Consider the following 25416-nt stretch of genomic DNA (forward strand, 5'->3'; position numbering starts at 1 on the left):
TATGGACGTCATCGGCGGCCACCACCAGGATCGCGCGGTCGGCGCCCATGGCCAGCGCGGTGCGCAGCGTTTCCTGCGCCTGCTTGACCCCGATGCTGACGGCCACGACCTCGGTCGCGACGCCCTTTTCCTTCAGCCGGATCGCCTCTTCGACCGCAATCTCGTCAAAGGGGTTCATCGACATCTTCACATTGGCCAGATCAACACCAGAACCATCAGCCTTAACGCGCGCCTTCACGTTGTAGTCAATAACGCGCTTGACCGGCACAACTACCTTCATCTTGCCTCCTTCGGGTGTATTTCCGACCGGCGCCGCTGGCGCCAGCTTGCGTGGTTGTGAGAATGCGCGGGGCCGGATCAACCGGTCAGGCGCGCATCAGACTGTTCTGCGGATCGTAGAGGCAGGGATCGACAACGCTGGCCGCGATCGGTTCGCCGATCACCTCGACCGACAACTGCGTTCCGATCTGTGCGTATTGGGGTTCGACAAAGCCCATCGCGATATTCTTGCCTGTGCGATAGCCCCATCCGGCCGAGGTCACGGTGCCGATGCATTTGCCATCAGACAGGATGCTGTCGCCGCCATGCGCCGGGGCGTGGGAGCAATCCAGAACCATGCTGACGAATTTGCGACGCGGGCCTTTGGCCATCTGTGCAGTCAACGCGTCCTTGCCGATGAAACCGGGCTTGTCGGCTTTGACAAAACGCTCCAGCCCGCTTTCCATCGGATCGAATTCGGTGATCAGATCCGCTTTCCAGTGACGATAGCCCTTTTCCAGCCGCATCGATTCCACCGCATGCGAGCCGAACAGACGCAAGCCATGCGTCTCACCCGCCTTGCGCAGCGCCAGATAGGCCGCGTAAAGCTGATTATTCGGGACGTGGATTTCATAGGCCAGTTCGCCCGAGAAGCTGACAGACATCACCACCGCAGGTGCGATACCGACAAAGGCGTGCCGCACCGACAGCCAGGGGAAAGCCTGCGCTGACCAATCACCGCGCGAGGCCGCCGACAGCACATCGCGCGATTTCGGCCCCGCCAGCACGAGAATGGTCCAGTCACTGGTCAGCGATTTCAGTGAAACCGAACCGTCATCCGGCAAATGCTTTTGCAGCCAATCCATATCATGGAACTCGGACGCCGCAGCCGATCCATACCAGATTGTTTCCTGATCGAGATTGGCCAGCGTCGCCTCGGCCTTCACATTGCCATGATGGTTCAGCAGATAGCTGAGCCCGACCTTGCCGACCTTGCGCGTCACCCGCCCACAAGTCATCCTGTCCAGCCAGTCGCGTGCGCCGGGGCCGGTGATCTCGATCCGGTTGAAACCGTTCACCTCGGTCAAGCCGACGCCGGTCTGCACGGCCTTCACCTCTGCGCCGATGACATCGAAAGTCTCGTTGAACCGAAAGCTGTGGGTTTCATGGAAATCGGGGGTGGGCTTGATATAGGCGACCCGTTCCCAGCCGTTCACGACACCGAAATCCGCGCCCTCGGCCGCAAGCACCGGCGTCAGAGGGGTGGTCTTGATCGGGCGACCTGCGGGGCGGTGTTCATGTGGAAAGTGAAAGCGGAATTCGTTCTGGTAATCCTCGATCGCCTTAAGCGCAGTCAGTTCCACATTGCCATGGCCGGTAAAACGGCGCGGGTCGATGACCCAGGTGTCATAGCAGGCCTCGCCATGCACGATCTGCTGGGCCAGCAGCCAGCCATGGCCGCCGCCCTCGCCCAGACCGGCGCGCAGACCGATGATGCAAAAGGCGTTGCGCTTGCCCGGGATCGGGCCGACCAGCGGCGCACCGTCAATGGTATAGGTGATCGGACCGTTCACGACAGTATGGATCCCCGTATCCATCAGCGCCGGCATCCGAGCGAAGGCGCCTTCCAGCACATCCATCACCCGGTCCAGATCATCGGGGCACAGGGCGTTGACGAAATTCGGGTCGATGCCGTCCATGCCCCAGGTCTTGCAGTCCTGTTCATAGAACCCGACCAGCAGGCCATTTTTCTCCTGACGACAGTAGTAATCGCTGATCGGGCAGCGCAGCAGCGGCATCCGGTGCCCAGCATCTTCGATTGCCTTGATCGGTTCGGTCAGGAAATACTGATGCTCCATCGAGGCAACGGGGTGATGAACCCCCATCATCGCGCCGACTTCGTTCACCCGATAACCGCAGGCGTTCACAACGATCTCGCATCGAATATCGCCATGTTCGGTATGCACGGTCCAGCTGTCATCGCGGTGCTGGGTCAAGCCCGTCACCGGTGTGTTGCGATAGACCTCGGCCCCGGCCTGACGCGCGCGGCGGGCCAATGCCTGACACAACTGTGCCGGATCGATATCACCGTCCAGCGGGTCCCACAGCCCACCAATCAGGTTGTCCGTAGAAATCAGCGGGTGGCGGCGGGCGCATTCCTCGGCATCTATCAGTTCGAAATCGACGCCCATTCCCTTGGCGACGCTGATGAAATGGCGATAACCTTCCATCTGACGTTCGGTATTTGCCAAACGAATCCCGCCATCGGCGTGGTGATAGTTGATCGGATATTCGGGGTCTTCGGCAAGCTCCTTGTACAGCTTGATCGAATGGCTTTTCAGCCCGACCATGGTCTGCGTCGCACCGAAATTCGTCACCTGCGCGGCGGAATGCCAGGTTGTCCCCGAAGTCAGTTCGTTCCGTTCGACCAGAACGACATCGGTCCATCCCTCTTGCGTCAGGTGATACAGGGTTGAACATCCGGCAATGCCCCCACCGATCACCACCACACGCGTCTGACTTTTCATCACTACCTCTTGCCCAGAATATCGTCGCTTTGACTGCAGGTAACGGGCGGCGAGGGCCTTGGGTCAATCACGGTCATCAGTAGTTCAGGAAATCAGAACGACACACGCGCCAAAGGTGAACATCCTGCCACAGGATTATTCTGTGAACTTCCAATTACAATGCTGAAAACAATTTGAAAAATCATGGAATGCGCCTAACATGCCCCGATCGGGTGGTCCGGTCAAAACTGCCCAATAATTCGGCAAATTCTCCCGCATGCACCGCTGACCCGATTCCAGCAAAAAGGTACCGCAGATGTCGCGCACGGGTTCCACATCCGAAAACCAGATGGCAACACAGGGCAAGCTCAGCCTGCGCAGTCTGCGGGTTTTTGTCGCAGTCGAGGAAACCGGTTCGGTGGCGGGTGCCGCGAAAAAACTGGGGATCAGCAAATCCAACGTCTCCCAGCAGGTTACCGCCATGGAGACCGGAATCGGCAGCAAGCTGTTTGATCGCACGCAAAAGCCGATTTCGCTGACACCCGTGGGTCAGGCGCTGGCCCTGCATGCACATCGCATCCTGACGACCGTTTCCATCGCCGAAGCCTCTTTGGCGGAACTGAACCTCGGCAGCCTGCCCCTGCTGAATTTCGCGATCATCGATGATCTGGACGCCTCGTTGACGCCCTCGCTTGCCGCGTCGATGCAGGCGCGCCTTCCGCGCTGCTTTATCCGAACCTTTTCGGGGCGGTCCGATCAGGTCACGGCAAGGCTGTTGTCCCGTGATGCCGATATTGCGGTGACCGCCATCATTCCCGCTGACATGCACAAGTTTCAGGTCCTGCAACTGCTGCGCGAGAAATTCGTGCTTGTCACCGCCCGTGGGGCCTATTCCAACAATCTCGACTGGCGAAGCCAGCTGGAGACGCTGCCTTTCATCCAGTATTCCGATGCCATGCCGATGGGGCGCATGGTGTCGGCGCATCTCAAGCGGTTGAGCGTCCAGTTCCCGCGCCGCTTCTCATTCGAGGCCAGCCGATCGGTCATCGCGACGGTTGCCAAGACCGGAGGCTGGACCCTGACAACACCACTGAGCCTGCTTGACTCGATCCGCTTTCGCGAAAGCATCGATATCTGGCCCCTGCCCTTTGCCGGGCTGTCACGGCAGATCTATCTGATTCACCGGCTTGAAGAACTGGGTTCGATGCCGGACTCGCTGGCGCAGCAATGTCGCACATTGCTGCGCCAGGATGCGCTATCCGAATTTTCGCGGCTGGCGCCCCATCTGACCGATGCGATCGAGATCTATAACGAGACGCTGATCTGACAACGCGGTGCCATGGCTCAGACCGGGGGCTGGTCCCCGAAAATGGCTGTATGGATCTGGCCATCACGTCCGCACCAGGCCCGATACATTCCCGGACTGTTGAACGGCAGCACGATATTCCCGTCTGCGTCAACCGCAACCAGACCGCCAGATCCGCCACGCTGACCAAGTTCGGCCACGACATCACCTGCCGCACGGGCCAGATCCTGGCCGCCCCAGCGCATCCTGGCGTCGATTTCGTGGCCGGTTGCCCACCGGATGAAATATTCGCCATGTCCGGTCGCCGACATTGCCAATGTCTGGTCATCGGCCCATGTTCCGGCCCCGATCACAGGGCTGTCACCGACGCGTCCGGGCAGTTTCGCGGTCATGCCACCGGTCGATGTCGCTGCGGCAAGATGCCCCCCGGAATCGCAGGCCACAGCCCCGACCGTGCCATGTTTGCGCGCAGGATCGCCATCATCGGGCAGGTTCTGGCGGCGGCGCTCCAGCTCGGCCTCGAGCGACTGGCGCCGCACCTCTGTGCCGAACCAGTCGGCCGGCATCATCTCCAACCCGGCGGTGTCGCAGAAACGCGCCGCACCTTCGCCGCTCAGAAGAACATGTTCGGATTGTTCCATCACGGCGCGGGCGGCCAGAACCGGGTGCCTCGGACCACAGATCCCGGCGATCGCGCCGCATTCGCGGGTCGTGCCCTGCATCACCGCCGCATCCATTTCATGCGTCCGATCCGATGTGAACACCGCGCCACGCCCCGCATTGAACAATGGATCATCCTCAAGCGCCATCACGGCCGCGGTCACGGCATCCAACGCCGAACCGCCCTGTTGAAGCAGATCAAGCCCGGCCGTCAGACATGCCCGCAAGGCGGCATGGTAATCGGCCTCCTGCTGCGGGGTGATCTTGCTGGGCAGAATGGTTCCGGCACCACCATGCAATGCGATAACGGGTGAAATCTTTGGGGACAAACCTGGCCTCGGAATTGATTGTTAACGAACCGCAAAACTCATTGCGGACAATGCGGTCATCCAGCCGATCACCTCGGCCATGCTGCCACAGTCAAAGGCAATGGTCATCGGATCGATGCGTGTCGCAGGGGGCAACACTTCGAACTGATCCGCGAGCACGGCCTTGGACATGACAAACTCTACCTGAAACGGCCCTTCGGGCCGTTTGGGGGGGCTGCGATCCTGACGGGACGCAGCGACGCAAGCCGCTTTGCGCAGCAATGCCCTGGCCCGTTCAACGGACAGCTGACGGGCCGCCCGTTGACCAATGGCATGTTTGACCACTGCGAACTCGGCGTCGGGAAACAATGGCTTGTTTTCGTCGCGGGTCAGATCGTCACCCGACACCAAACCAACGGGAATGCCCAGTTCGGCGGCATAGGCGCCATAGATGGCCGGTTCTCCGCAGGGCACACCATTCACGCGTATCTCATGAAAGGCAAAGCCGTTTGTCGTATGGGCCAGAACGCCCCCGCCCCCCGCGCGCGAATGATGACCGATCATGCAAAACAGATCAAAACCACCATCCAGCCCGCACGCCATGTTCATGGGTTTGGGTTTGCCCAGAATGACATCCGCCGCCGGATGCAGCATGTCCGGCAACAGATTGGTCATCGGACCGTGAGAGTCATTGACCAGAATCTCGGTCGCGCCGCCCTGCAACAACCCCTCGACGACGGCATTGACCTCTTGTGTCATCAAGACACGGGCCTTCTCGTATTCGGCGTTGCCTGCCTGACATTGCGCCGGAGAGACCACTCCGGCCACGCCCTCGATATCGGCAGAAATGTATACCCGCATGACGCCCCCTCAGTGCGAGCGCAGCTTCGGGTCCAGCGCATCGCGCAGACCGTCGCCCAGCAGGTTGAAACCCAGCACCGTCAAAAAGATCGCCAGTCCGGGAAACAGCGTCAGATGATCCGCCACACCCATATAGGTGCGCCCATCCGCCAGCATCGCGCCCCATTCCGGCGAGGGCGGCTGCGCACCAAGACCAATGAACGACAATGCGGCAGCCGTCAGGATCGAGGTGCCGATCCGCATCGAGAAATAGACAATCACATTCGGCAAGGTGCCAGGCAGGATGTGGCGCAACATGATCACCCGGTCGGCGACCCCCACCGCACGCGCGGCATCCACATACACGGCCTGTTTCAGTTGCAGCGTCGTCCCGCGCGCCAGCCGCGCAAATACCGGCACAGAAAAGATCGCGACGGCATAGATCACGTTTGTAATCCCCGGCCCGAGGATCGCGATCACGGCAATCGCCAGCAAGATCCCGGGAAAGGCCAGCAACAGATCACAGACCCGCATGACAAGGCTGTCGATCCAGCGCCCGTAAAAGCCGGCGATAATGCCCAATCCGACGCCACCGATCGCCCCCAACGTGACCGACAGAAAGCCGACGGCCAACGAAATCCGCGCACCCCAGATGATGCGGCTGAAAATATCGCGGCCATAGGTGTCGGTTCCGGCCCAATGCTGCGCGCTGGGACCCTGCAGGACGTTCACGTAATCAGGCTGGGTTGGATCGTAGGGCGCGATCCAGGGTGCAAACACTGCCGCACCGATCAGCAGGATCAGAAACCCCAATGCGACCAGCGCAACTTTCTGGCGCATGAAACGGCGCCAGAATTCCGCAAGGGGTTTGCGGGTCTTGCCGACCATATCCGTATTCGTGCTGAGCGTGCTCATTTGTAGCGGATCTCCGGATTGGCAAAAACGTAAAGGATATCAACAAGCAGGTTGATGAAGATAAACTGAAGCGAGAACATCAGAACCAGCGCCTGAATAACCGGATAGTCACGGTAGCTCACGGAATCGACCAACAGGCGCCCCACGCCGGGCCAGGCAAAGACGCTTTCGATGACAATCGAACCGCCCAGCAGAAAGCCGAACTGCAAACCCACCATCGTGATGATCGGGATCAGGGCGTTGCGCAGCGAATGCCGCCAGATGACCGACCGTTCAGGCACACCCTTGGCGCGGGCGGTCCGCACATAATCTTCGCGTGCGATCTCGATAAAGGCCGAACGCGTGAACCGCGCCATGACGGCAGCCACACCAAGACCAAGCGTGAAGGACGGCATCAGGAAATGCTGCCATGTGCCATACCCCCCCGTCGGCAACCACCCCAGACGCACCGAAAACAGGTTGATCAACAACAGCCCAAGCCAGAATGGCGGAAAGGATATCCCCGACACGGCCAGGATCATGCCCCCATAATCGGGCCATCGCCCGCGCTTGACGGCCGAAACCACGCCGATCAACAAACCGATCGCCACCGACCAGACCATCGCGAACAGGGTAAGCCAGACGGTCGGCATCAGGCGCATCCCGATCTCTTCGACCACCGGGCGGCGGGTTTTCAGCGACATCCCGAAATCACCCTGCAACGTATTGCCGACATAGGTCAGAAACTGCTGTGGCAGTGGCTTGTCCAGCCCCAGTGCGGTCCGAACCGCGGCAACGTCCTGTGCGGTGGCCTCGGGGCCGGCGACAAGGCGGGCCGGATCGCCGGGCAACAGATGCACAAAGGCAAAGACGGCGACCATCACCATCAGCACCACTGGGATCATGCCCGCAAGTCGTTTGATCAGAAAAGATAGCATATATGTGTCTCAACAAGGTCGGCGCGTCACCCGACATGTTGCCCGACCGGTTCCCGACCGGACGGGCGCGTGCCAGAATGCGGGAACGGGACGCGCCCGTTCCCCGCGACAGATCATTCGGCGAAAGCCGCGTCTTCCAGAAGGAAACCGCGATCGGGCAGCATATGGACGCCGGTCACATCCGCCGTCTGCGCCGCGATCAGGTCGGCAACCCCGAGAAAGATCCAGGGCGCGCCATCCCATGCCAGCTTTTGCGCGGTTTCGTAGTATTTCGCGCGCTCTTCGGGATCGGCGGTGCCAATGGCGCCGGTGATCGCTGCATCCAGTTCATCATTGGCATAATAGGCCACGTTGAACATCGAGGGCGGTGCATTTTCACCCAGCAACAGCGGACGAATACCCCAGTCGGCATCCCCGGTCGACGACGACCAGCCACCGTAATACATCTGCACCTCGGCATCTTCGGGGGATTCGATGGACCAGATGCGCTGCGCGGCAACACCGGCCTCAAGCGGAACAACATTCACGTCGACATTGATCTGCGCCAACTGCTGCTGGATGAACTGTACCGCACGCAGCGATTCCGTGTTGGAATTGGCCCAGATTTCGGTCGAGAACCCGTCCTCGTAACCGGCTTCGGCCATCAATTCGCGGGCGCGATCCAGATCGAATTCATATTCTCCGGCCTTCACATGGAAGGACAGACCACCCGGAATGATCGAATCCGCAGGCGAGCAAAGGCCGCTAAAGACGATCTGGCAAAACGCATCCTTGTCCACCGCATGGTTCAGCGCCTGACGGACCTTCTGATCGCCAAAAGGTTCCTTGTTGTTGTTCATCGCGACATAGTATTCGACGATGGAAGGCGAGGTCTCGACCTTCAGATCCTCGTTTTTCTCGACGACCTGCATCAATTCGGGCGGGAAGTTCGGAACGAACTGCGCTTCGCCGGTTTGCAGCATGGCCATCCGCGCACCCGATTCAGGCACCGAACGGATGATCACGTTGTCAACCTTGGCCGGGCCCTTCCAATAATCATCGTTGCGCGCCACTTCCAATGTATCCGCGGCCCAGTTCTTGAACACGAACGCGCCGGTGCCAACCGGATTGCGGGCGATGTCATCGCCATATTTTTCCAGCGCGGCAGGCGAAATGATCATCGCGCCGGGATGGGCCAGCGAAGCGATCATGGCACCAAACGGCGCATCCAGCACCAGCTTGACGGTCAGGTCATCCACGACCTCGACCTCGCTGATCATTGATACCAGGCTGCGGCGCGACAGGTTGTTGTCCGGGTTGCGCAGGCGATCGAGGTTCACCTTGACGGCCGCCGCATTGAAATCGGTGCCGTCGTGGAACTTGACGCCTTCGCGCAACTTGATGGTGAATTCGGTGGCGTCCGCGTTGCTTTCATAGCTTTCTGCCAACAGCGGGATCAGCTTCATGTCTTTGTCAAAGCCGAACAGACCCTGATAGATCAGCCGCAAAGAGGTCTGGGACAGCGTGTCGTTGACATTGCTGGGGTCAAGCCCGGTCAGGTTGTTCTGGATCGCAACCGTCAGATCCTTTGCCGAAACGGCGGCCGGGGCCAGCATCGCAACGCCAAGCGCCGATGACAGCAAGATGGATTTCAGTTTCATTTACCTCTCCTTAGTGTTGGATTTTCCGAAGTTCGGGCGATCAGGCCGCGTCGAATGTGCCGATGGCGTGCCGCGCGACGAAATGATCGGGCGCGACCTCGATCAACGGCGCGACCAGGGGCGGGTCGTCGACGCGGCGCATCGCGCTTGGGATTTCCCCTTCGATCAACGGACGCTGATGGTCGCGAGCATCAGGGGATGCGACGGGCACCGCCGACAGAAGGCGGCGTGTATAGGGATGCTGGGGGTTCTCGAAGATTTGCCGGCGCGGGCCGATTTCCACGATTTGCCCCAGATACATCACGGCCACGCGGTGACTGACACGTTCGACCACCGCCATGTCATGGCTGATGAAAACATAGGACAGGCCGCGTTTGCGTTGCAGGTCCATCAGCAGATTGATTACCTGCGCCTGGATTGACACATCCAGTGCGGCCACGGCCTCATCCGTGATCAGCACATCGGGTTCACCCGCCAATGCCCGCGCGATGCAAATTCGCTGACGCTGCCCGCCCGAGAATTCATAGGGGTAGCGCTGCGCATGTTCGGGGCGCAGACCGACATCGATCAACAGCTCGGCGACACGTTCATCGATCCCCCGCCCCGCCGCAAGCCCATGCGTGATCAGCGGCTCGGCAATTGAAAATCCGACCGTCAGGCGCGGATCAAGCGAAGCGAACGGGTCCTGAAACACATATTGGATCTTGCGCCGCACGGCCTTGCGTTCACGCGCCGGCAGGCGGAAAATATCCTTCCCGTGATACAGCACCGATCCCGAGGTTGCCTCTTGCAGCATCATCAAGGTGCGGCCGGTCGTGGATTTTCCGCAGCCCGATTCACCAACAAGGGCCAGCGTTTCACCCTTGTGCAGGTTGAAATTCACGTTCTCGACCGCATGAACACGCCCGGAAACCCGCGAGAACAGCCCCCGCCTGATATCAAAACGCGTGACAAGGTTCTGCACCTCCAACACCGGCGCTCCGGCCTCGACGGTATTTTGGGATGGGTATTGGTCAAACCCGTCTGCCGAACGATAATCGCCCCCCTCGCGCAGCTGCGGAAACGGGCGCGGCAATTCTTCCCCGTTCAGCGCGCCCAGCCGCGGAACCGCCGCCAGCAGCGCGCGCGTATAGGGATGCTGTGGTGCTTCAAAGATCTGGCGGACGTCGCCCTCCTCGACCTTTTCGCCATGGCGCATCACCAGAACACGATCCGCCACTTCGGCGACGACCCCCATGTCATGGGTAATGAACAGGACGGCCATTCCCATTTCTTCCTGCAACAGCCGGATCAATTGCAGGATCTGGGCCTGAATGGTCACATCCAATGCGGTTGTCGGCTCATCCGCGATCAACAAGCGCGGCTTGCAGGACAGCGCCATGGCAATCATCACACGCTGCCGCATCCCGCCCGACAATTGGTGAGGATGTCGGTCCAGAATGGATTTCGCGTCAGGAATGCGAACCTTTTCCAGCATACGCAGCGCCTCGGCGCGGGCCATGTCGGGGGTGCAATCCTGATGCAGCCGCACCGCTTCGGCGATTTGCTCGCCCACGGTAAACACCGGGTTCAGCGAGGTCATCGGCTCTTGAAAGATCATTGCGACGTCATTGCCGCGCACCGCTTCCATCTGTTCCATCGACGTTGCGGTGATGTCGCGCAGATTGCCATCGCGCCCGGTCAGACGTATCGAACCGCCCGAAATCCGCCCGCCGCCGAATTCGATCAAGCGCATCACCGAAAGCGAACTGACCGATTTCCCAGACCCGGATTCCCCGACAACGGCCAGAGTCTCGCCCGCGCGGATATGGAACGACAGATCCTTGACCGCGTGGAACACGCCATTCTCGCCCCGAAATTCGACGTTCAGTCCTTCGACGCTGATTGTGGGGTCCGAACCGTCCTGTCGTGCTGTCGTCATTGATTATCCTCGGAATCGGGCTGGGACGAATCCTCGTCCGTGTAGAGATAGGGAAAGATCAGCCGCGTCATCGCCGTTGCATCGGACGCGCTTTGATATCGGGCCGTGAACAATGCGGCGATCGCCTCGAACAACGCAAAGGCGGCCAATGCAGAACTGTTCAACACCGGATGCGCCGCAGGTAACCGGATGATCTGGTCGCAGAACTGACAGATCGGGGATTGATCACTGTCGGTAATGCCGATGCAGGGCACGGCAGACGCACGCGCCAGCCGCAGAAACTCGACCGTGGCAACCGAATAGCGCGGCAGGGCCATCGCGATCAGCACGTCATGCGGCCCCATGCGGCCGATCTGCCGCGCGATACGTTCATGCCCCCCACGCCCGTCCAGAATGACGGAGTTACGCAGAAAACCTTCGGTCAGGCCATGGAAATAGGTCAGGCCAAGCGCGCTGCTGCCGAACCCCAGGAACCCCACCTGATTTGCGGCGGCCATCTGATCCACCACATTGTCGCACAACGCCGGGGACAGACCGGCCAATCCGTCAAGATTCCCCGTCGCCGAGGCCAGGGACGCCTTGATCACCTCGGTGCTGGATGATTCCTGCGCGCGGCTGACATTGTCGATCGGGCGCAACAGATCCTGATAGCGCCGAACCGCAATGGCCCGGAACTCGGCATAGTTCTTCAACCCCAACTGGCGCACAAAGCGCGTGATCGTGGGGGCAGAGACCGCGCTGGCCTCGGCAAGATCCTCGATGCCCATCGTTGCGACAAGAAACGGATTGGAAAGGGCGTATTCACCGATACGCTGCTGGTTGGGCGTCAGCTTTGCCCAATGCGCCTCTATCAGTGCCCTCAAATCCGACATCCGTCACTTCACCTCGGTTTCCGTCACAAAAGGATTACAACCGAATCGGCCACTATGTGAAATTATTTTTTCTTCAGTCGTAAATTTCATTCGGATTAATTTCACATCTTGCCAGGCGTGACTACTTTTCAGGCCTTGCGCCCAACCAATCGGCAAGCAGGGGCCGCGTCGCGCCCTTGCGCCCCCGAACTGCGGTGGCCGTGCTCATGGCATTCAGGATCGCCTCTTCGGTCGCCTCGCAAGCGGCGCGGAAGGCATCGTCGATACGGGCGTCGGACATCCGCTCGACGACCGAAACATCCTCGGCCGGCCGATGCGCGATACGGTTTCTGCTGGTAAATCCCAGCACGATGTCACCGCTGCCATTTCCATAGAATGCCCCAAGCCGGGCTATCCCGGCACCAGCCCGTCGGCAGATTCTCGACAATTGCCGATGGTCCACGGGCAGATCCGTGGCCAACACCACGATGATCGACCCCTTTTCGTCCTCATGCGGGACACGCGGATCGGGCCGACGCCCATCTGGCAAGACCAGATCCCCCGCCCGCCCGAAATTCGACAACACAAGTGCGCCCAGCACATGCTCGCGACCTTGCAAGGTCATCACACGCGACGCCGTTCCGATTCCACCTTTGAACCCAAAGGTAATCATGCCGGCACCTGCCCCGACCGATCCTTCCTGCATGTCGGATTGCGCAATTTCAATCGCACGCAAGGCGTCGGCCTCGGATACGGCCATGGCCTGAATGTCCGACAGCACACCGTCATTGCATTCGCAGACGACAGGATTCACGGTCGAGGTCGCCCGCCCGATCGTTGGGTTTTGGGCAACCGCATGCCGGATCAGCGCGTTGCTGCAGGTTCCAACCCCGAAGGTATTGGTCAGCAGGATCGGCGTTTCCAGACTGCCCAGCTCGGCAACCTGCACCAGCCCCGCGCTCTTGCCGAAGCCATTGATCACCTCCACCGAGGCCGTCAACTTGTTCTCGAACAGGTTTCCCGGCTGCGGAATGATGGCCGTGACCCCGGTGTTCACGTCGCCGGATGACAGGGTGACGTGACCGACCTGCACCCCGGATACATCCGTGATTGCATTGCGCTTTCCCGTCGCCATGATGCCCGGCGTGATATCGAACTGTCGGATTCTGGCCATGCCGTTTCCCTTCTAGGTAATGCGTGCGCCGCTGCGCGCAGCCTCCAGATACAGCTTCTGCAATTGCCGTGTCACCGGGCCGGGCTGCCCCGAGCCGATCACGGACGCACCAATCTGGATGACCGGTTGAACAAGGCTGGAAGCACTGGTCAGAAACGCTTCGGCGACATGTGGGATTTCTTCCAGCGCAATCGCCCGCTCGTGCACCGGCATTCCGTGATCCCTGGCGATTGCGATAACCGCCTGACGGGTGCAGCCCGGCAGGATTGCGGTCGAATTGGGACGGGTCACGATCTCGCCATCCCCAGTGACGACAAAGGCAGTGGATGACGCGCCTTCGGTCACGCAGCCATCTTCGAACATCCAGACATCGTCAAACCCGTCCAGCTTTGCGCTCTGCTTGGCGTTCACCTGGCCCAGCAACATGACCGTCTTGATATCGCGCCGCGACCAGCGCGGATCGGGCAGCAGCGCCATTTTTGCCCCGACTTGCTGTGCGGGGTTGCGGTCCAGCTTCTTGGGTTGCGTAAAGGCGACAAAGCCGGGCTTCAGACCTTCGGACGGCAGAAAGTTCCGCTCTTCCGCACCCCGCGACACCTGCATATAGATCGTGCCGTCAGTCATGGCGTTGCGCCGCACCAGCTCGATCTGCATCTCAATGATATCTTCAATCGGCATGGGCATCGGGATATTGATTTCACCCAATGAACGCTGGAGTCGGGCAAGATGAAGATCATTGTCGATCATGCGTCCATCCAGCATCGCCGTCACTTCGTAAATCGCATCGCCGAACAGCAACCCGCGATCCATCACCGGCACAGATGCCTGATGTTCGGGAAAATAGCTGCCATTCAAGAAAATTTGCCGCGTCATTGCCCTGTCCTGAAAAACTCGCGACAAGCTAGGCGCAGCATCAGAATAAGGCCAATGCTTGATCCGGGACCAATTATGCAAGATTTGCATAAGTCCGGAAGCAAACATGAAACCGCGGAGAAATGGCGATGGAATTAAAGTGGTTAAAGGATTTCGTGGCGCTTGCCTCGACCGGCAGCTTTTCACGCGCAGCCGAGATCCGCAACGTGACCCAATCCGCGTTCAGCCGCCGCATCAAGCAACTTGAGGCATGGCTTGGGGCCGATCTGGTCAGCCGCGCAACCCTGCCCGCAGAGCTGACGCCCGAGGGCGTCGCGTTTCTGCCCGTCGCTCAGGGCGCCATCCGCACCATGCAAGAGGCCCGCGCGACAACACAGGCGGCGCGCGCCCAGGCCCGGCCCGTCATCAATATCGCGGCCCTTCAGGCTTTGACGGTGACCACGTTGCCGCGATGGCTGCAACAGCTGGATCGGCAAATGCCCGAGGCCCGGACCCGGTTGATCCCGGATCGCGGCGGGATCGAGGCCAATCTCGACGCGCTGGTCGATGGCGAGGCCGATCTGCTGTTAACCTACGCCCATCCATATGTGCCGATGCTGCTGGACCCTCGCCAGTTCGACTGGATTGCGCTGGATCGTGACGTGATCCAGCCCGTCATGGCGCCCGAGCTGCAAAACGACAGGCTGCGGGCGGTGTTTGCGGGCGATAGCGATGCCGAAATCCCTTATCTCGACTATGGTCATGCATCGTTCTTTGGCACCGCGCTGAAGCGCCTGTTTTCAAGTCGAAAGATGCCGCGCCGGGTCACGCATGAAAGCGCCATGTGCATCGGCTTGCGCGCCCTGGCGCTGGAAGGGCGCGGGGTTTGCTGGTTGCCCGGCTCGTTGATCGCAGACGATCTGCGGCACGGTCGGCTGATCACCGCCACGAACGACCCCGGCTGGCATCTAGAGATCGAGATCCGCCTGTATCGCTGTCGCACACCGCACAATCAAAGCGGTATTTCAGACCCGCTGTGGAACAACCTGCGTCAATTCGCATTGCAAGGGCAGGACAAGCACCGCCCTGCCCCGCAATAGCTTGAACCAAAACCCCAGCGCGACTCTTTCCAGCCGATTGCCTGCAATGCGGTCTTGTCCTGATCCGCCGCATATTCACCGGGGGTTTGCCACACATGGACATTTCCACCGGAAATCCGGACATGCGGCTAGCTCAATATGTTGGCCAGTGCGACTTCATCACCGGAATTGAAGGCATCGACAAAGGCATCCGTCGCCGCGCATGCCGGAGCGATGTCTTGGGGATAGGCCCCTGCATCATTCTTGATGCAATTGTCGACCAGCTCGGCCTGAACGGCCCGCGCTCATCGGTGCCGAGATCAGCGAAAACGCGGCAAAGGCTGTCGCGATAACCAGTTTGATATTCGTGTTTCCTCCTGAAATTCAAACAAGGGTCGGCCCCGCACGGACATGCGACGCCAAGGGCCGGAACGGCCATATATGCGGCTGCATATTCGGGTAGCCCGGGCGAAGTGAGCGTCCGAGGACGTGGTGTAATTTCTGCGCCTTCATCGGTGTAATCCTGGGTGGCCATTGAGGCGTATGATCGAGGTGGAGTTTCAACGAACCCGGTCGTCTGCCCAAGCGCCATGCCGAACAACACCTTCACCGAGAGCCACGTCCATATGGCGGTAACTCTGCTGGTGGCCACGCTTGCCTGTCGGCGCGGCCTCTCAGATCATTTCGGGATCGAACCAGTTCGTCAGCGAGCCCCAGCGCCTGAGCGCTTCATTATAGCCTGGCCAGTTGCTGGTCTTGCAGTTTGGGGGTGTAGGGCTGCCCATGCACCCCAGCTACCAAACTGGATCCATGAGAAGAAAACCCACACGGAATTTTCGCAACAGAGCCTGGCAGAGGCTGTCATGATGGCCATGGCGCCCAAGATGGGACGCCCGCTTGCGCATGAGGTGGTAGTTGATGCATGTCGCACGGCACTGGAACGGAAATTGTCGCTTGCGGATATCCTGAGCCAGAACGAACAGATCGTCGCGACCTTGGGTAGCGAAGAAAAACTGCGCCAGCACTGTGGTCCGGAAGCCTATCTTGGCCTTTCGGGGCCCATGGCAGATCGTGCCATTGCAGCCGTCGTCCGCGACCCGGATGCCCACACCGCATCACCGTAGACGGCGCTTGAAACGGCAGGCGGGTAAGGTGATGCTGGATTTCAAATTGCTGATCGACGGCCAGGAACGCGCAGGAAGCAGCGATCAATGGCAAGAGGTCATCGACCCCGCCAACGGCGGTGTCATCGGGCGCGTTGCCCATGCGACACGCGACGACCTGAACTTGCGCTGACAACCGCATCACCATCGAGATTCACCGTCGCGACCTGCGCCAAGGGACTTCCCCATGGCGCAGGTCGCGAAGAAATTCGCGGGCGCGCTTGGTGCCGGATGCGCCATGCTCTGCAAATCGCCCTAGGAAACGCCCGCGTCGGTGCTGGGCATGTCGCGGGCCTTGCTGGATGCCTGTGTGCCACAGGCGGCGACTTCGGTGGTATCTGGCATCCCTGCCGAGATCTCCTCGTATCTCATTCCGGCCCTCCAAGTCACGAAAGTGACCTTCACCGGCTCGACCCCGGTGGGCAAGCTGCTGGCAGAACAGGCTGGGCGGGCGATGAAACCCGTCACCATGGAACGGGGCGGGCATGCCCCGGTCATCATTTGCGACCATACGGATCCAGTGGCGCTGGCCGATGATCTGGCACAGGCGAAATTCGCAAATGCCGGCCAAATCTGCGTGTCGCCGACACGTTTTTTGTCGAAGACAAGATCCATGACCGGTTTTTGGAGCGTTTTGCCCAGAAGGCCGGTGAAATTCAGGTTGGTCCGGGAACCGATCCCGAAAGCGCCATGGGCCCACTGCTCAGCGAGCGGCGCCTGAACGCGGTTGCAGAGTTGGTCGATGACGCGGTTGCCCGAGGGGCCAAGCTGCACATTGGCGGGTGCCGGATTGGCAATACCGGCGCCTTCTATGCCCCGACGGTTCTGTCCGATCTGGACCCGGACTCGCGCGTTATGCGCGAAGAACCCTTTGGTCCTATTGCCGTAATTCAGCGTTTCAGCGATGAAGCCGAAATGTTGCAGCAAGCCAACGGACTGGAATTCGGACTTTCCAGCTATGTCTTTACCGCAATTGCCGGACGGCAGCGGCGATTGGCCCGGGCGCTTGACTATGGCGTCGTAGGCATCAACGACATCCCCGCCCATATGCCCGAAATTCCCTTGGGCGGATGGAAGGAAAGCGGATACGGCACCGAAGGTGGCCAATCCATCCTTGAACCGTTCCAGAAATCCAAATTCGTCAGCCATCGCTGAGGACCCCGTTTTTTCCGACCTCGATAACCGCGAACGAAAAAGGGGGGCGACTGCCCCCTTTCCCGATTATTCGGCCCGGCTCAGCCGGAAACGTCGATCCGCGGAACCACCGACATCCCGACCCGCATGATATCGGCATTGGCCTGATCGGGATCAACACTGATGCGCACCGGCAGACGTTGCGCGACCTTGGTAAAGTTTCCGGTCGCATTCTGCGCGGACAAGGCACTATAGCTGGCGCCGCTGGCTGGACCGATCGAATCTACTGTGCCGGTGAATTCATGGCCGGGAATGCCATCAACCGAAAACCGGACCGGCTGGCCCGGCCGAACCCGCGCCAGCTGGGTCTCGCGAAAACGCGCCTCGACATAGATATTCTGCAGCGGCACGATCGATGCCAATGTGTTTCCTGCCGGGGCATAGCCCCCCACACGCAGGTTCATCTGCCCGACCGTCCCGGAAATCGGGGCCACGATCATCGTATAAGACAGCTCAAGTTGCGCATTCGCCAACGCAACCTCGGCCTGAGACACAGCCGCCTTGGCGGCATCCTGTTGGGCCGCATATACCTCGATCTGACGGCGGGCCGCATCATGCTTGGCCGTATCGCTGCGCAGCGCAGCCTCGGCCGAAGTCAGGTTCGACAACGCCTCATCCAGCAGGCTTTGCGGTGATGACTTGCGCGCGACCAGCTTGCGAAGACGTTTCTCTTGGGTCTGCGCCAGCGTCAGCGCAGCGTGATCAGCCTCTAGCGTCGCGTTGGCCTGTTCAATCACCAGATCCTGCATATCGGTTTCGGCGCGCAGCATCCTGAGATTCGCGCGTGCCGCATCCAGCGCCGCCTGCGCGGTCTGCACCGCGATCTTCTGATCGCGATCATCCAGCCGCGCAAGGACAGCCCCCTTGTCGACATACTGGTTTTCCTTGACCAGAACCTCGACGACGGTTGCGCTGATCCGAGGCGCGACATTGGTATAGTCTGCCTGAAGATAGGCATCCTTGGTGGATTGAACGCTCCGCATGGCTTCAGGCCGGTTCACAAAGGCGGCTGTGGCCATCACGGCCAGGATCAACCCGCCCAGTATAGAAAATCTTTTCAACATCAGGATTGCTCCGTTTTCACATTGCTGCCGGATCCGGGCGCCGGAACATGCATGAAAAGCAATCCGGCCGGCACAAGCAGCAGCGCCACCCAACCCAGCAGCAGGTATTTGTCAGCGGTAGTCAGCGCCGTAACCTGCGCGGAAATCAGCGCGCTGATATTTGAGACCGGCAAGGGCAGATGATTCTGCACATGACCAAAGTGATCAATCAGCATCGTTTGGTGAAACTGATCGCGCACCAGATCGAACCGTCCGATGATCGCCGCCGCGATCAGCGCGCCAAGCGAACGCAGGCAGTTTACCAAACCCGCAATGAACGGACCTTCGGCGGGTTGCACAACGCTGGTCGTCAGAAACAGCATTGGAATGATCGCAAGGGGCTGACCGAACGCCTGCATGGTCTGAATGAACACGAATTCGTGCCAGGTCCAGCTTGCATCAAGCCGCGACGCCAACAGACAGGACAACCCGATCAGCGCCAGCCCCAATGAAAACAGCGCCCGCCCGTCTATCCACTTTTGATACAGAAGAAACGCAACAGCGGTTCCAATGAACAGCTGCGGCAACGCCACGATCAACCCGATGGGCGCGCTTTGAAGCGGGCGGTAGCCCTGGGTAACAGCCAGAAACTCCATCGGAACCGCTGCGGCGGAATTCATCGCGATCAGCATCAACACGAAGGCCGAAAAGCCCACCGCCAGATTCCGCCGGCCCAGCAACTGAAAACGTATGAAGGGCGCCGGGTGCGACCATTCGCTGGCAATAAAGACCAGAAAACCCAGCGCCCCCGAAATCAGACAGAACCTGAGCAGTGGCGAATTGAACCAATCCAGCCGGTTGCCCTGCGCCAAGCCAATACCAAAACACAGCAACGCAAACAGACCCGCGATCAGACCAAGCCAGTTCACACTGGCAAAGCGGGACCATTTCACCTCTTCTTTCGGCATACCCCAATTCACCAGCGCTGTCGCGATCAGTGCGGCAGGCAGAAACTGCCAGGCTATCCAACGCAAATCCTCGATGCCGTCGCTCCACATCCCGACGCTCCAGATGGCGATATTGGGAACAAAGGTTGCGGTCAGCGAATACAGCGCAAGCCCATAGAGCCGGATCGGCGCAGGCAGCAATTTCATGGCCATCATCATCAACAAGGGCACCAGCGCCCCACCCGCCATGCCCTGCACCAGCTTCATGGCCATCGCGAGTTGCGGGTTCACGACCATGGGCAAAGCCAGCGCAATCAACGCCGACGTCCACAGCACCAGTGTGTGGAAACGGCGCACCGAAAAAGTGACCGCGAACCACCCCGCAAAGGGCATCACCATCAATTCGCCGCTGCAATACAATGTCGCCAGCCACGAGCCGCCATCAATCCCGATGCCCAGTTCTGCGCGAATATCGCCCAAAGCAAGGCTGCCACTGCGACTGATCAGCCCAGAGGCAAGCGCCGAGATGAAGACCCCCGTCAACGCAGCAACCGAACGCAGCGGCAGGCCGGGCGTCGGTGTGGATGTAGCAGAACCGGTCATGTTGCCTTCGCATCGATGGATCATCCGGTAATGCTTGTTACCGAGTTGTAGCTGCGATATGGTAACATATATTACCAAGTCAAGGCCCAAACCGCGAAAGACCGCCAATGAACGACGACGCACCGGATGATGATCCACGCCGCAACGCGATCCTGACGGCGGCAGCCGAGCTTTTCATCGAGAACGGATTTGCCAATACCAGCATCGATGCCATCATCGAGCGGGTCGGCGGCTCCAAGAGGACGATCTATGCCCTGTTTGGCAACAAGACCGGCCTGTTCGAGGCGATCATGCGTGCACACGCGACCCGCCTGTTTGATGAATCAGGCGGTTTTGACGCCAAGGACCTGCCACTGCCCGAACGGTTGGAACGGTTCGCCACAAAATTGCTGCGACTGATCGCGCAGCCGCGCACCATCGGGATTTATCGACTGGTGGCCAGCGAAGCCGGCAGATTTCCTGAACTTGGACGGCTATTTCGCGATCTGGGGCCACGCCAGGGCCGTGTCTGGCTGGCGCAGGTGATTGCTCAGGCGGCACAGGCAGGCGAGATCAAGGCCGCCGACCCAGATGCCGCCGCCCGGCAATTCCTGGGCCTGCTGCGCAGCGATCTGCTATTTGATCTGATGCTCGGACTGCGGGCGACACCGGACGATGATGAAATCGCCGACATCGCCCATGCGGCGACCACGGTCTTTCTGCATGGCGTATCCGTCGACTAGCCGCCGAACCTTGGATCCCGCGATCTGCTTGCGCCCATGCGGCGTTCCATGTTTTCATCCGAGGATGTGTACCGTTCTGGGAAGATGTCCGGGCCACCCCCATGCCAAGGCCCATGCATGGTGGCCGCCCCCCTTGGGTGGTTGATCCAACGCGACCAATCAACATTCCATCCCGGAGACATCCATGCAACCTACCCTTGCCACCAGGGCCGATGGCCTTGACATTCGATGGCCCGACGGCACTGTCGGCGCATTTCCCTTTATCTGGCTTCGCGACACCGATCCCGCAGGTTTTCACCCGCAAACCGGTGAACGCGTTTTCGATCTGACGGCGGTGCAGCTGGACATATCGCCGACCGAGGCGACGCTGGCATCAAACACGCTTGTCGTGAAATGGCCCGATCAGGACACACCCAGCCATTTTGATCTGGATTGGATCAAGGCCCATCGTCCAGGGCAACCACGCCCCGATCCGGCGGACATCACCCCTTTGCCCTGGCGGGCCGAACTGGGCGGCGGTGGCGTGCCGCGCCATTCGGCCGATGCCATCCTGTCATCTGAGTCAGGGTTGTCGGATTGGCTTGCAACCACCAAACGCTATGGCCTTTCTATCGTGACGGGATTGGCAGACACGACGGAAGCCGGAGTCGAAATCGCCCGCCGCGTGGGGCATTTGCGCGAAACCAATTTCGGCCTGACCTTCGAGGTGATGTCCAAGCCGGATCCGAACAATCTGGCCTATACGTCGGACGCACTGCCCCTGCATACGGATCTGACCAATCAGGAATTGCTACCCGGATATCAGTTCCTGCACTGCCTTGCCAATGAGGCCACGGGTGGTGGCTCGACCTTTTGTGACGGCGTGGCGGTGGCAAGGGATCTGCGCGCACAGCACCCCGATGCGTTCAGGGTGCTGTCGGACACCACCGTGCCGTTCCGCTTTCACGACCGCCAGACCGACATCCGTTCGCGCAAGGCAGTGATTACCCTGGATACGCGCGGCGAGGTTTCCGAGATCTGCTTCAATGCCCATCTGGCAGATATTCTCGATCTGGACCCTGCGCTGCTTGCACCATTCTACCGGGCCTATCGGCAGTTCATGCAAATGACCCGCGATCCCGCCTATGGCATCGCGCTGCGGCTGTCGGGCGGAGAAATGGTCGTGTTCGACAATCGCCGCGTCATGCATGGCCGGGAAGCCTTTGATCCGTCGACCGGATTTCGCCACCTGCACGGGTGTTATGTGGACCGGGGCGAATGGGACAGCCGTATTCGCGTGCTGCACCGCCCCCAGGGTTGACCCATTCCCCATCGCGGCTATGGCCCCCATCGCGGGGCCATAGCACATGCCAAACACATGACAGGCCAACCTGCGCTGCGGCATCGGCTTGACAAACACGACCGGCGGGCCTTGAAGGCACCCATGACCCTGAGTGCACAGACCATGCCCGCCGGCAGAAATGACCTGCACCGGTTGCGCCACCAGATGGCGGCAACCGACTGATGTGGTGGATCCCCGTGACCTTGCTGGCAGCGGCCGCACAGACCGGGCGCAATGCGGCGCAACGCGGGCTGACGGCTGAAATCGGCACCATCGGCGCCACAGCCGTGCGATTTGTCTTTGGCCTTCCATTCGCTGTTGCAGCCCTGACGCTTTGGTCGTTCTGGCATGCCATTCCAATGCCCGGCCTGCCCGCGACGGGCTGGTTCCTGCTTGCAAGCGTGGCGCAGATTCTGGCAACGGCACTGATGCTGGCCACAATGCGAAGGCGCAGCTTCGGGGTCACGACCGCCCTGATCAAGACCGAGCCGATCAGCGTGGCAATCGTCGGCGCGGTTCTGTTGCAGGATGCCTTGTCCGGCCCGATGTTGGTGGCCATCGCAACAGCGACCTTCGGCGTCCTGCTGATTTCAGGTTTTGAGTGGCGCGGAGGCGCATGGCGCGCAGCCGCATTGGGAATCATTTCGGGTGGACTATTCGGCCTGACCGCGATCGGCGTCCGTGCCGGCGTTCTGGACCTTGCGCATGGATCGAATGTGACGCGGGCGTTGACGGCCTTGGTGGTCACGCAGGCGTTGCAAACGGTGATGATCGTTCTCTGGCTATTGTTGCGCGATCCCGGCGTCTTGCGTGGCATGATGCGCCTGTGGCGGTCATCCCTGGGGGCAGGATTTCTGGGTGCCCTTGCCTCGTTCTTCTGGTTCACGGGATTCAGCATGACCTCGGCCGCGAATGTGCGCACACTCGGTCTGGTCGAGGTGATCATGGCGCAGTTCGTATCCGGCCGGATCATGCGCGAAGGGGTTTCCAAACCTCAGCTGATCGGATTTGGGCTGGTCATCGCAGGGGTCGCCGGACTGATCGCTGCCTCGACCTAGATTTTCGAACCGATCTCTGACGCAACCATTGCGGTCTGTTCAGTGTTCAGACCTCGCCCAACCGCTCATTCGCCTCATCAATTCTGCGCAAACGGTGATGGGCCGCACTGCCGGCCTTGAGGGTCGTGATCGTCACGATCCGATGACACAGATTCAGCACTGCCGCGTGATTGAATTGCGGGCTGGAGGTTTCGATACGGCATCGCCAATGCCATCTGAGCCGTTTATCCGGCGCGCTGCCATCATCCGTCAGCAAGGCAACGGGCGGCCCTGCGCGCACCAACTCGGAAACAACCCTGTCGGTATTGGCCGCCCTTCGCCGCAGCGCAACCATCACGACAAGATCGTCCGGCGTCATTTCAGCGGTGTATTCACCCAGGCTTTCCCCTGCCTGCGGAATGACCGCCACGGCCGGAACAACCTTCAGCAACTGCCAATAGAGATAGTCCGCAAAGACCCGACTGATCCGATACCCGATCAGCCAGACCCGGCGCGCGGACAATATCGCATCGGCAAGCTCTGCGATCTCTTCGGCATTCAGGCGATCGAGTGTCCAGGCGATATTCGCCATTTCCTGATTGAGTATATCGGCAAGCGGGTCATCCTCGACGCCACGCCCGGCATGGGCGATGAAATGGCGCGATCCGGTTTGACGTTCATCACGCGCCGCCCGACGCGCGGCCTCATAGGTATCGAAACCGATCCGGCGGACAAAGCGCGACACGGTTGCCTTCGACACACCGCTGAGTCGGGCAAGCTCCTGCGCGTCATACGCGGCAAGATCACCGGGGAAATCCAAAAGAAACTCCGCGAGCTTCGTCTCGGCCCGATGCAGTTCGGGCAGAGCCGCACGGATTCGCCCCAGAAAGCCGGGATCGCGATCAGAAAGAAACTGTGGTTCCATATGAATATACTTGATCGATGCGGGCGAGATTGGCAACCAACACTTCCCTGCCAACGCGGTGACGCACTGACAGAACGATTCTTGCCGCCATAAAGGACCGCAGGCTTTCAATCCTGCGTGATTGCCCGGCAATATGGGTGCGATTTGCACAAACTGGATGCGAAACTTCAGTTTCTTTCTTTGCTAATTAGAAACTGGAATTTCGTATCTTGGTGATTTCGCCGCTCTCATGGAACTATGATTTCATGAACAGAGAGAGCATCCCCATGAACCGCAAAACCTTTCTTGCCACGATGGCTGCCATCTTCGCAACCACCGCCCTTCCCGCCTTCGCCCAGGACGACTGGCCCGAACGCCCGGTGCGCATTCTTGTTTCCTTTCCACCCGGAGGTTCATCCGATCTGGTGGCACGCCTGCTGGCGGAAAAGCTTTCCGTCAGCCTGGGTCAGCAATTCGTCATCGAGAACAAGCCCGGCGCCGCCGGAACCGTCGCGGCACAGGCGCTGCAACAGGCGCAGCCCGATGGCTACACCCTGATGCTGTCGAATCTGACACCTTTCAATGTCGCCCCTGTCCGTTTTCCCGATACGCCCTATGATCCGATCGCGGATTTCGATCACATCACCTATGTCGGCACCGTGCATCTGGGATTGTTCGCCGCGCCAAGCGCCGAAATCACAGATCTGGACAGCCTGGTGAACATGGCGCGATCCCAACCCGGCCTCCTTGAATATGGCAGCTCGGGCGTCGGTTCATGGGGGCATGTCATTGCCGAACAGTTCCAGGACGAATCTGGCGCGGAGCTGTTTCACATCCCCTACAAGGGTTCCGGCCCGATGCGGCTCGACTTCATGGGCGGCGTGGTGCCGACGATCTTCGATGCCGTGCCACAGAACCTGCCCGCCGTCGCCGAGGGCACGGCAATACCCTTGGCCGTTTCCGCACCCGAGCGGATTGCGTCATTGCCTGACGTGCCGACCTTCATCGAGGCAGGTTATCCGATCGAGGCCGAAAACTGGCTTGGCGTCTCGACGCCTGCCGGCGTCCCCGCCGCAATCAAGGCAACACTTGACGCCGCCTTGACCGACGCGATGGCATTGCCCGAAGTGCAGGCACAGTTCGACACATGGGGACTGATCAGGGAACCCAAGTCCAACGAAGCATTCAGCAGCTACGTTCAGGATCAATTGACCCGCTGGACCCCGCTCGTTCAGGCGGCAACGCAATGAGTGC

23 protein-coding genes and 2 pseudogenes are annotated in these 25416 nt (G+C 60.1%); 10 read left to right on the forward strand and 15 right to left on the reverse strand.

The features are described 5' to 3' along the window. The coding region (locus tag PAF17_RS16440) for an electron transfer flavoprotein subunit beta/FixA family protein (RefSeq protein ID WP_408636437.1) at window positions 1-280 on the reverse strand (280 nt) is incomplete at its 3' end. 85 nt (window positions 281-365) lie between these two features. Then, window positions 366-2786: a GcvT family protein gene (locus PAF17_RS16445; protein ID WP_271890186.1), complete on the reverse strand. Its 2421-nt coding sequence runs from the start codon at window positions 2784-2786 to the stop codon at window positions 366-368. Window positions 2787-3081: 295 nt separating this feature from the next. On the opposite strand from PAF17_RS16445, the gene PAF17_RS16450 reads away from it, so the two are divergent. Further along, window positions 3082-4092 (forward strand): LysR family transcriptional regulator, encoded by a 1011-nt coding sequence (locus PAF17_RS16450; RefSeq protein ID WP_271890187.1) that lies wholly within the window; start codon window positions 3082-3084, stop codon window positions 4090-4092. 17 nt (window positions 4093-4109) lie between these two features. Here the strand turns inward: PAF17_RS16450 and PAF17_RS16455 are convergent, their stop codons facing one another. The 9 genes from PAF17_RS16455 to PAF17_RS16495 all read right to left on the reverse strand — a co-directional run bounded on the left by PAF17_RS16455 (window position 4110) and on the right by PAF17_RS16495 (window position 14170). Next, window positions 4110-5060: an isoaspartyl peptidase/L-asparaginase family protein gene (locus tag PAF17_RS16455; protein ID WP_271890188.1), complete on the reverse strand. Its 951-nt coding sequence runs from the start codon at window positions 5058-5060 to the stop codon at window positions 4110-4112. 21 nt (window positions 5061-5081) lie between these two features. After that, window positions 5082-5900, reverse strand: coding sequence for a M55 family metallopeptidase (locus PAF17_RS16460; protein ID WP_271890189.1), 819 nt, complete (start codon window positions 5898-5900; stop codon window positions 5082-5084). 9 nt (window positions 5901-5909) lie between these two features. Next, window positions 5910-6794, reverse strand: a complete 885-nt coding sequence (locus tag PAF17_RS16465; protein ID WP_271890190.1) for an ABC transporter permease subunit — start codon at window positions 6792-6794, stop codon at window positions 5910-5912. Beyond that, on the reverse strand, window positions 6791-7711 hold the full coding sequence (gene gsiC / locus PAF17_RS16470) for a glutathione ABC transporter permease GsiC (protein ID WP_271890191.1): 921 nt from the start codon (window positions 7709-7711) through the stop codon (window positions 6791-6793). Before gsiC ends, PAF17_RS16465 begins: the two co-directional genes overlap by 4 nt. Window positions 7712-7824: 113 nt before the next feature. After that, window positions 7825-9351: a glutathione ABC transporter substrate-binding protein gene (locus tag PAF17_RS16475; RefSeq protein ID WP_271890192.1), complete on the reverse strand. Its 1527-nt coding sequence runs from the start codon at window positions 9349-9351 to the stop codon at window positions 7825-7827. A 40-nt stretch (window positions 9352-9391) separates the two neighbouring features. Continuing rightward, entirely contained in the window at window positions 9392-11272 is a 1881-nt protein-coding gene (locus PAF17_RS16480) for a dipeptide ABC transporter ATP-binding protein (protein WP_271890193.1), read from the reverse strand. Continuing rightward, window positions 11269-12144 carry a MurR/RpiR family transcriptional regulator gene (locus PAF17_RS16485; protein ID WP_271890194.1) on the reverse strand — a complete coding sequence of 292 codons (876 nt, stop codon included), beginning with the start codon at window positions 12142-12144 and terminating at the stop codon, window positions 11269-11271. Before PAF17_RS16485 ends, PAF17_RS16480 begins: the two co-directional genes overlap by 4 nt. A gap of 121 nt (window positions 12145-12265) precedes the next feature. Continuing rightward, window positions 12266-13297, reverse strand: coding sequence for a DmpA family aminopeptidase (locus tag PAF17_RS16490; RefSeq protein WP_271890195.1), 1032 nt, complete (start codon window positions 13295-13297; stop codon window positions 12266-12268). A 12-nt stretch (window positions 13298-13309) separates the two neighbouring features. Continuing rightward, complete coding sequence (locus tag PAF17_RS16495) at window positions 13310-14170, reverse strand: D-amino-acid transaminase (protein WP_271890196.1); 861 nt, start codon at window positions 14168-14170, stop codon at window positions 13310-13312. A gap of 128 nt (window positions 14171-14298) precedes the next feature. Between PAF17_RS16495 and PAF17_RS16500 the strand changes: the two genes are divergently transcribed. Both PAF17_RS16500 and PAF17_RS16505 read left to right on the forward strand, forming a co-directional pair. Continuing rightward, window positions 14299-15249, forward strand: a complete 951-nt coding sequence (locus PAF17_RS16500) for a LysR family transcriptional regulator (RefSeq protein ID WP_271890197.1) — start codon at window positions 14299-14301, stop codon at window positions 15247-15249. Between the two features lie 95 nt (window positions 15250-15344). After that, entirely contained in the window at window positions 15345-15581 is a 237-nt protein-coding gene (locus PAF17_RS16505) for a hypothetical protein (protein WP_271890233.1), read from the forward strand. A 203-nt stretch (window positions 15582-15784) separates the two neighbouring features. Here the strand turns inward: PAF17_RS16505 and PAF17_RS16510 are convergent. Continuing rightward, window positions 15785-16013 (reverse strand): annotated as a pseudogene (locus tag PAF17_RS16510) (transposase); the annotation flags it as partial. 63 nt (window positions 16014-16076) lie between these two features. Here PAF17_RS16510 and PAF17_RS16515 point away from each other — a divergent pair. The 3 genes and pseudogenes from PAF17_RS16515 (at window position 16077) to PAF17_RS16525 (ending at window position 17546) form a co-directional block, all read left to right on the forward strand. After that, entirely contained in the window at window positions 16077-16352 is a 276-nt protein-coding gene (locus PAF17_RS16515) for a hypothetical protein (RefSeq protein ID WP_271890231.1), read from the forward strand. Window positions 16353-16383: 31 nt separating this feature from the next. Continuing rightward, entirely contained in the window at window positions 16384-16524 is a 141-nt protein-coding gene (locus tag PAF17_RS16520) for a hypothetical protein (RefSeq protein ID WP_271890198.1), read from the forward strand. A 150-nt stretch (window positions 16525-16674) separates the two neighbouring features. Then, window positions 16675-17546, forward strand: a pseudogene (locus PAF17_RS16525) (aldehyde dehydrogenase family protein). A gap of 80 nt (window positions 17547-17626) precedes the next feature. Here the strand turns inward: PAF17_RS16525 and PAF17_RS16530 are convergent. Then, on the reverse strand, window positions 17627-18649 hold the full coding sequence (locus tag PAF17_RS16530) for an HlyD family secretion protein (protein WP_271890199.1): 1023 nt from the start codon (window positions 18647-18649) through the stop codon (window positions 17627-17629). Continuing rightward, a complete protein-coding gene (locus PAF17_RS16535) occupies window positions 18649-20178 on the reverse strand; it encodes an MFS transporter (RefSeq protein WP_271890200.1) in 1530 nt (509 codons plus the stop codon). The genes PAF17_RS16530 and PAF17_RS16535 overlap by 1 nt, the downstream gene beginning before the upstream one ends. 107 nt (window positions 20179-20285) lie before the next feature. Between PAF17_RS16535 and PAF17_RS16540 the strand changes: the two genes are divergently transcribed. The 3 genes from PAF17_RS16540 to PAF17_RS16550 all read left to right on the forward strand — a co-directional run bounded on the left by PAF17_RS16540 (window position 20286) and on the right by PAF17_RS16550 (window position 23279). Beyond that, complete coding sequence (locus PAF17_RS16540; RefSeq protein WP_271890201.1) at window positions 20286-20900, forward strand: TetR/AcrR family transcriptional regulator; 615 nt, start codon at window positions 20286-20288, stop codon at window positions 20898-20900. A 184-nt stretch (window positions 20901-21084) separates the two neighbouring features. Continuing rightward, window positions 21085-22200: a TauD/TfdA family dioxygenase gene (locus PAF17_RS16545; protein ID WP_271890202.1), complete on the forward strand. Its 1116-nt coding sequence runs from the start codon at window positions 21085-21087 to the stop codon at window positions 22198-22200. A gap of 203 nt (window positions 22201-22403) precedes the next feature. Then, on the forward strand, window positions 22404-23279 hold the full coding sequence (locus PAF17_RS16550; protein WP_271890203.1) for a DMT family transporter: 876 nt from the start codon (window positions 22404-22406) through the stop codon (window positions 23277-23279). A 46-nt stretch (window positions 23280-23325) separates the two neighbouring features. Here the strand turns inward: PAF17_RS16550 and PAF17_RS16555 are convergent, their stop codons facing one another. After that, window positions 23326-24183: a MurR/RpiR family transcriptional regulator gene (locus PAF17_RS16555; protein ID WP_271890204.1), complete on the reverse strand. Its 858-nt coding sequence runs from the start codon at window positions 24181-24183 to the stop codon at window positions 23326-23328. A gap of 266 nt (window positions 24184-24449) precedes the next feature. Here PAF17_RS16555 and PAF17_RS16560 point away from each other — a divergent pair, with 266 nt between their 5' ends. Continuing rightward, complete coding sequence (locus tag PAF17_RS16560; RefSeq protein WP_271890205.1) at window positions 24450-25412, forward strand: Bug family tripartite tricarboxylate transporter substrate binding protein; 963 nt, start codon at window positions 24450-24452, stop codon at window positions 25410-25412. Window positions 25413-25416: the final 4 nt, after the last annotated feature.

Source organism: Paracoccus onchidii, assembly GCF_028294535.1.
Taxonomy (GTDB): domain Bacteria; phylum Pseudomonadota; class Alphaproteobacteria; order Rhodobacterales; family Rhodobacteraceae; genus Paracoccus; species Paracoccus onchidii.

What these genes read in the sequence shown, in the direction of transcription:
- PAF17_RS16445 (WP_271890186.1), bottom strand. Translation starts at nt 2,786, where the DNA reads ATGAAAAGTCAGACGCGTGTGGTGGTGATCGGTGGGGGCATTGCCGGA.
- PAF17_RS16450 (WP_271890187.1), top strand. Translation starts at nt 3,082, where the DNA reads ATGTCGCGCACGGGTTCCACATCCGAAAACCAGATGGCAACACAGGGC.
- PAF17_RS16460 (WP_271890189.1), bottom strand. Translation starts at nt 5,900, where the DNA reads ATGCGGGTATACATTTCTGCCGATATCGAGGGCGTGGCCGGAGTGGTC.
- PAF17_RS16465 (WP_271890190.1), bottom strand. Translation starts at nt 6,794, where the DNA reads ATGAGCACGCTCAGCACGAATACGGATATGGTCGGCAAGACCCGCAAA.
- gsiC (WP_271890191.1), bottom strand. Translation starts at nt 7,711, where the DNA reads ATGCTATCTTTTCTGATCAAACGACTTGCGGGCATGATCCCAGTGGTG.
- PAF17_RS16475 (WP_271890192.1), bottom strand. Translation starts at nt 9,351, where the DNA reads ATGAAACTGAAATCCATCTTGCTGTCATCGGCGCTTGGCGTTGCGATG.
- PAF17_RS16480 (WP_271890193.1), bottom strand. Translation starts at nt 11,272, where the DNA reads ATGACGACAGCACGACAGGACGGTTCGGACCCCACAATCAGCGTCGAA.
- PAF17_RS16485 (WP_271890194.1), bottom strand. Translation starts at nt 12,144, where the DNA reads ATGTCGGATTTGAGGGCACTGATAGAGGCGCATTGGGCAAAGCTGACG.
- PAF17_RS16490 (WP_271890195.1), bottom strand. Translation starts at nt 13,297, where the DNA reads ATGGCCAGAATCCGACAGTTCGATATCACGCCGGGCATCATGGCGACG.
- PAF17_RS16495 (WP_271890196.1), bottom strand. Translation starts at nt 14,170, where the DNA reads ATGACGCGGCAAATTTTCTTGAATGGCAGCTATTTTCCCGAACATCAG.
- PAF17_RS16500 (WP_271890197.1), top strand. Translation starts at nt 14,299, where the DNA reads ATGGAATTAAAGTGGTTAAAGGATTTCGTGGCGCTTGCCTCGACCGGC.
- PAF17_RS16505 (WP_271890233.1), top strand. Translation starts at nt 15,345, where the DNA reads ATGGACATTTCCACCGGAAATCCGGACATGCGGCTAGCTCAATATGTT.
- PAF17_RS16520 (WP_271890198.1), top strand. Translation starts at nt 16,384, where the DNA reads ATGCTGGATTTCAAATTGCTGATCGACGGCCAGGAACGCGCAGGAAGC.
- PAF17_RS16530 (WP_271890199.1), bottom strand. Translation starts at nt 18,649, where the DNA reads ATGTTGAAAAGATTTTCTATACTGGGCGGGTTGATCCTGGCCGTGATG.
- PAF17_RS16535 (WP_271890200.1), bottom strand. Translation starts at nt 20,178, where the DNA reads ATGACCGGTTCTGCTACATCCACACCGACGCCCGGCCTGCCGCTGCGT.
- PAF17_RS16540 (WP_271890201.1), top strand. Translation starts at nt 20,286, where the DNA reads ATGAACGACGACGCACCGGATGATGATCCACGCCGCAACGCGATCCTG.
- PAF17_RS16545 (WP_271890202.1), top strand. Translation starts at nt 21,085, where the DNA reads ATGCAACCTACCCTTGCCACCAGGGCCGATGGCCTTGACATTCGATGG.
- PAF17_RS16550 (WP_271890203.1), top strand. Translation starts at nt 22,404, where the DNA reads ATGTGGTGGATCCCCGTGACCTTGCTGGCAGCGGCCGCACAGACCGGG.
- PAF17_RS16555 (WP_271890204.1), bottom strand. Translation starts at nt 24,183, where the DNA reads ATGGAACCACAGTTTCTTTCTGATCGCGATCCCGGCTTTCTGGGGCGA.
- PAF17_RS16560 (WP_271890205.1), top strand. Translation starts at nt 24,450, where the DNA reads ATGAACCGCAAAACCTTTCTTGCCACGATGGCTGCCATCTTCGCAACC.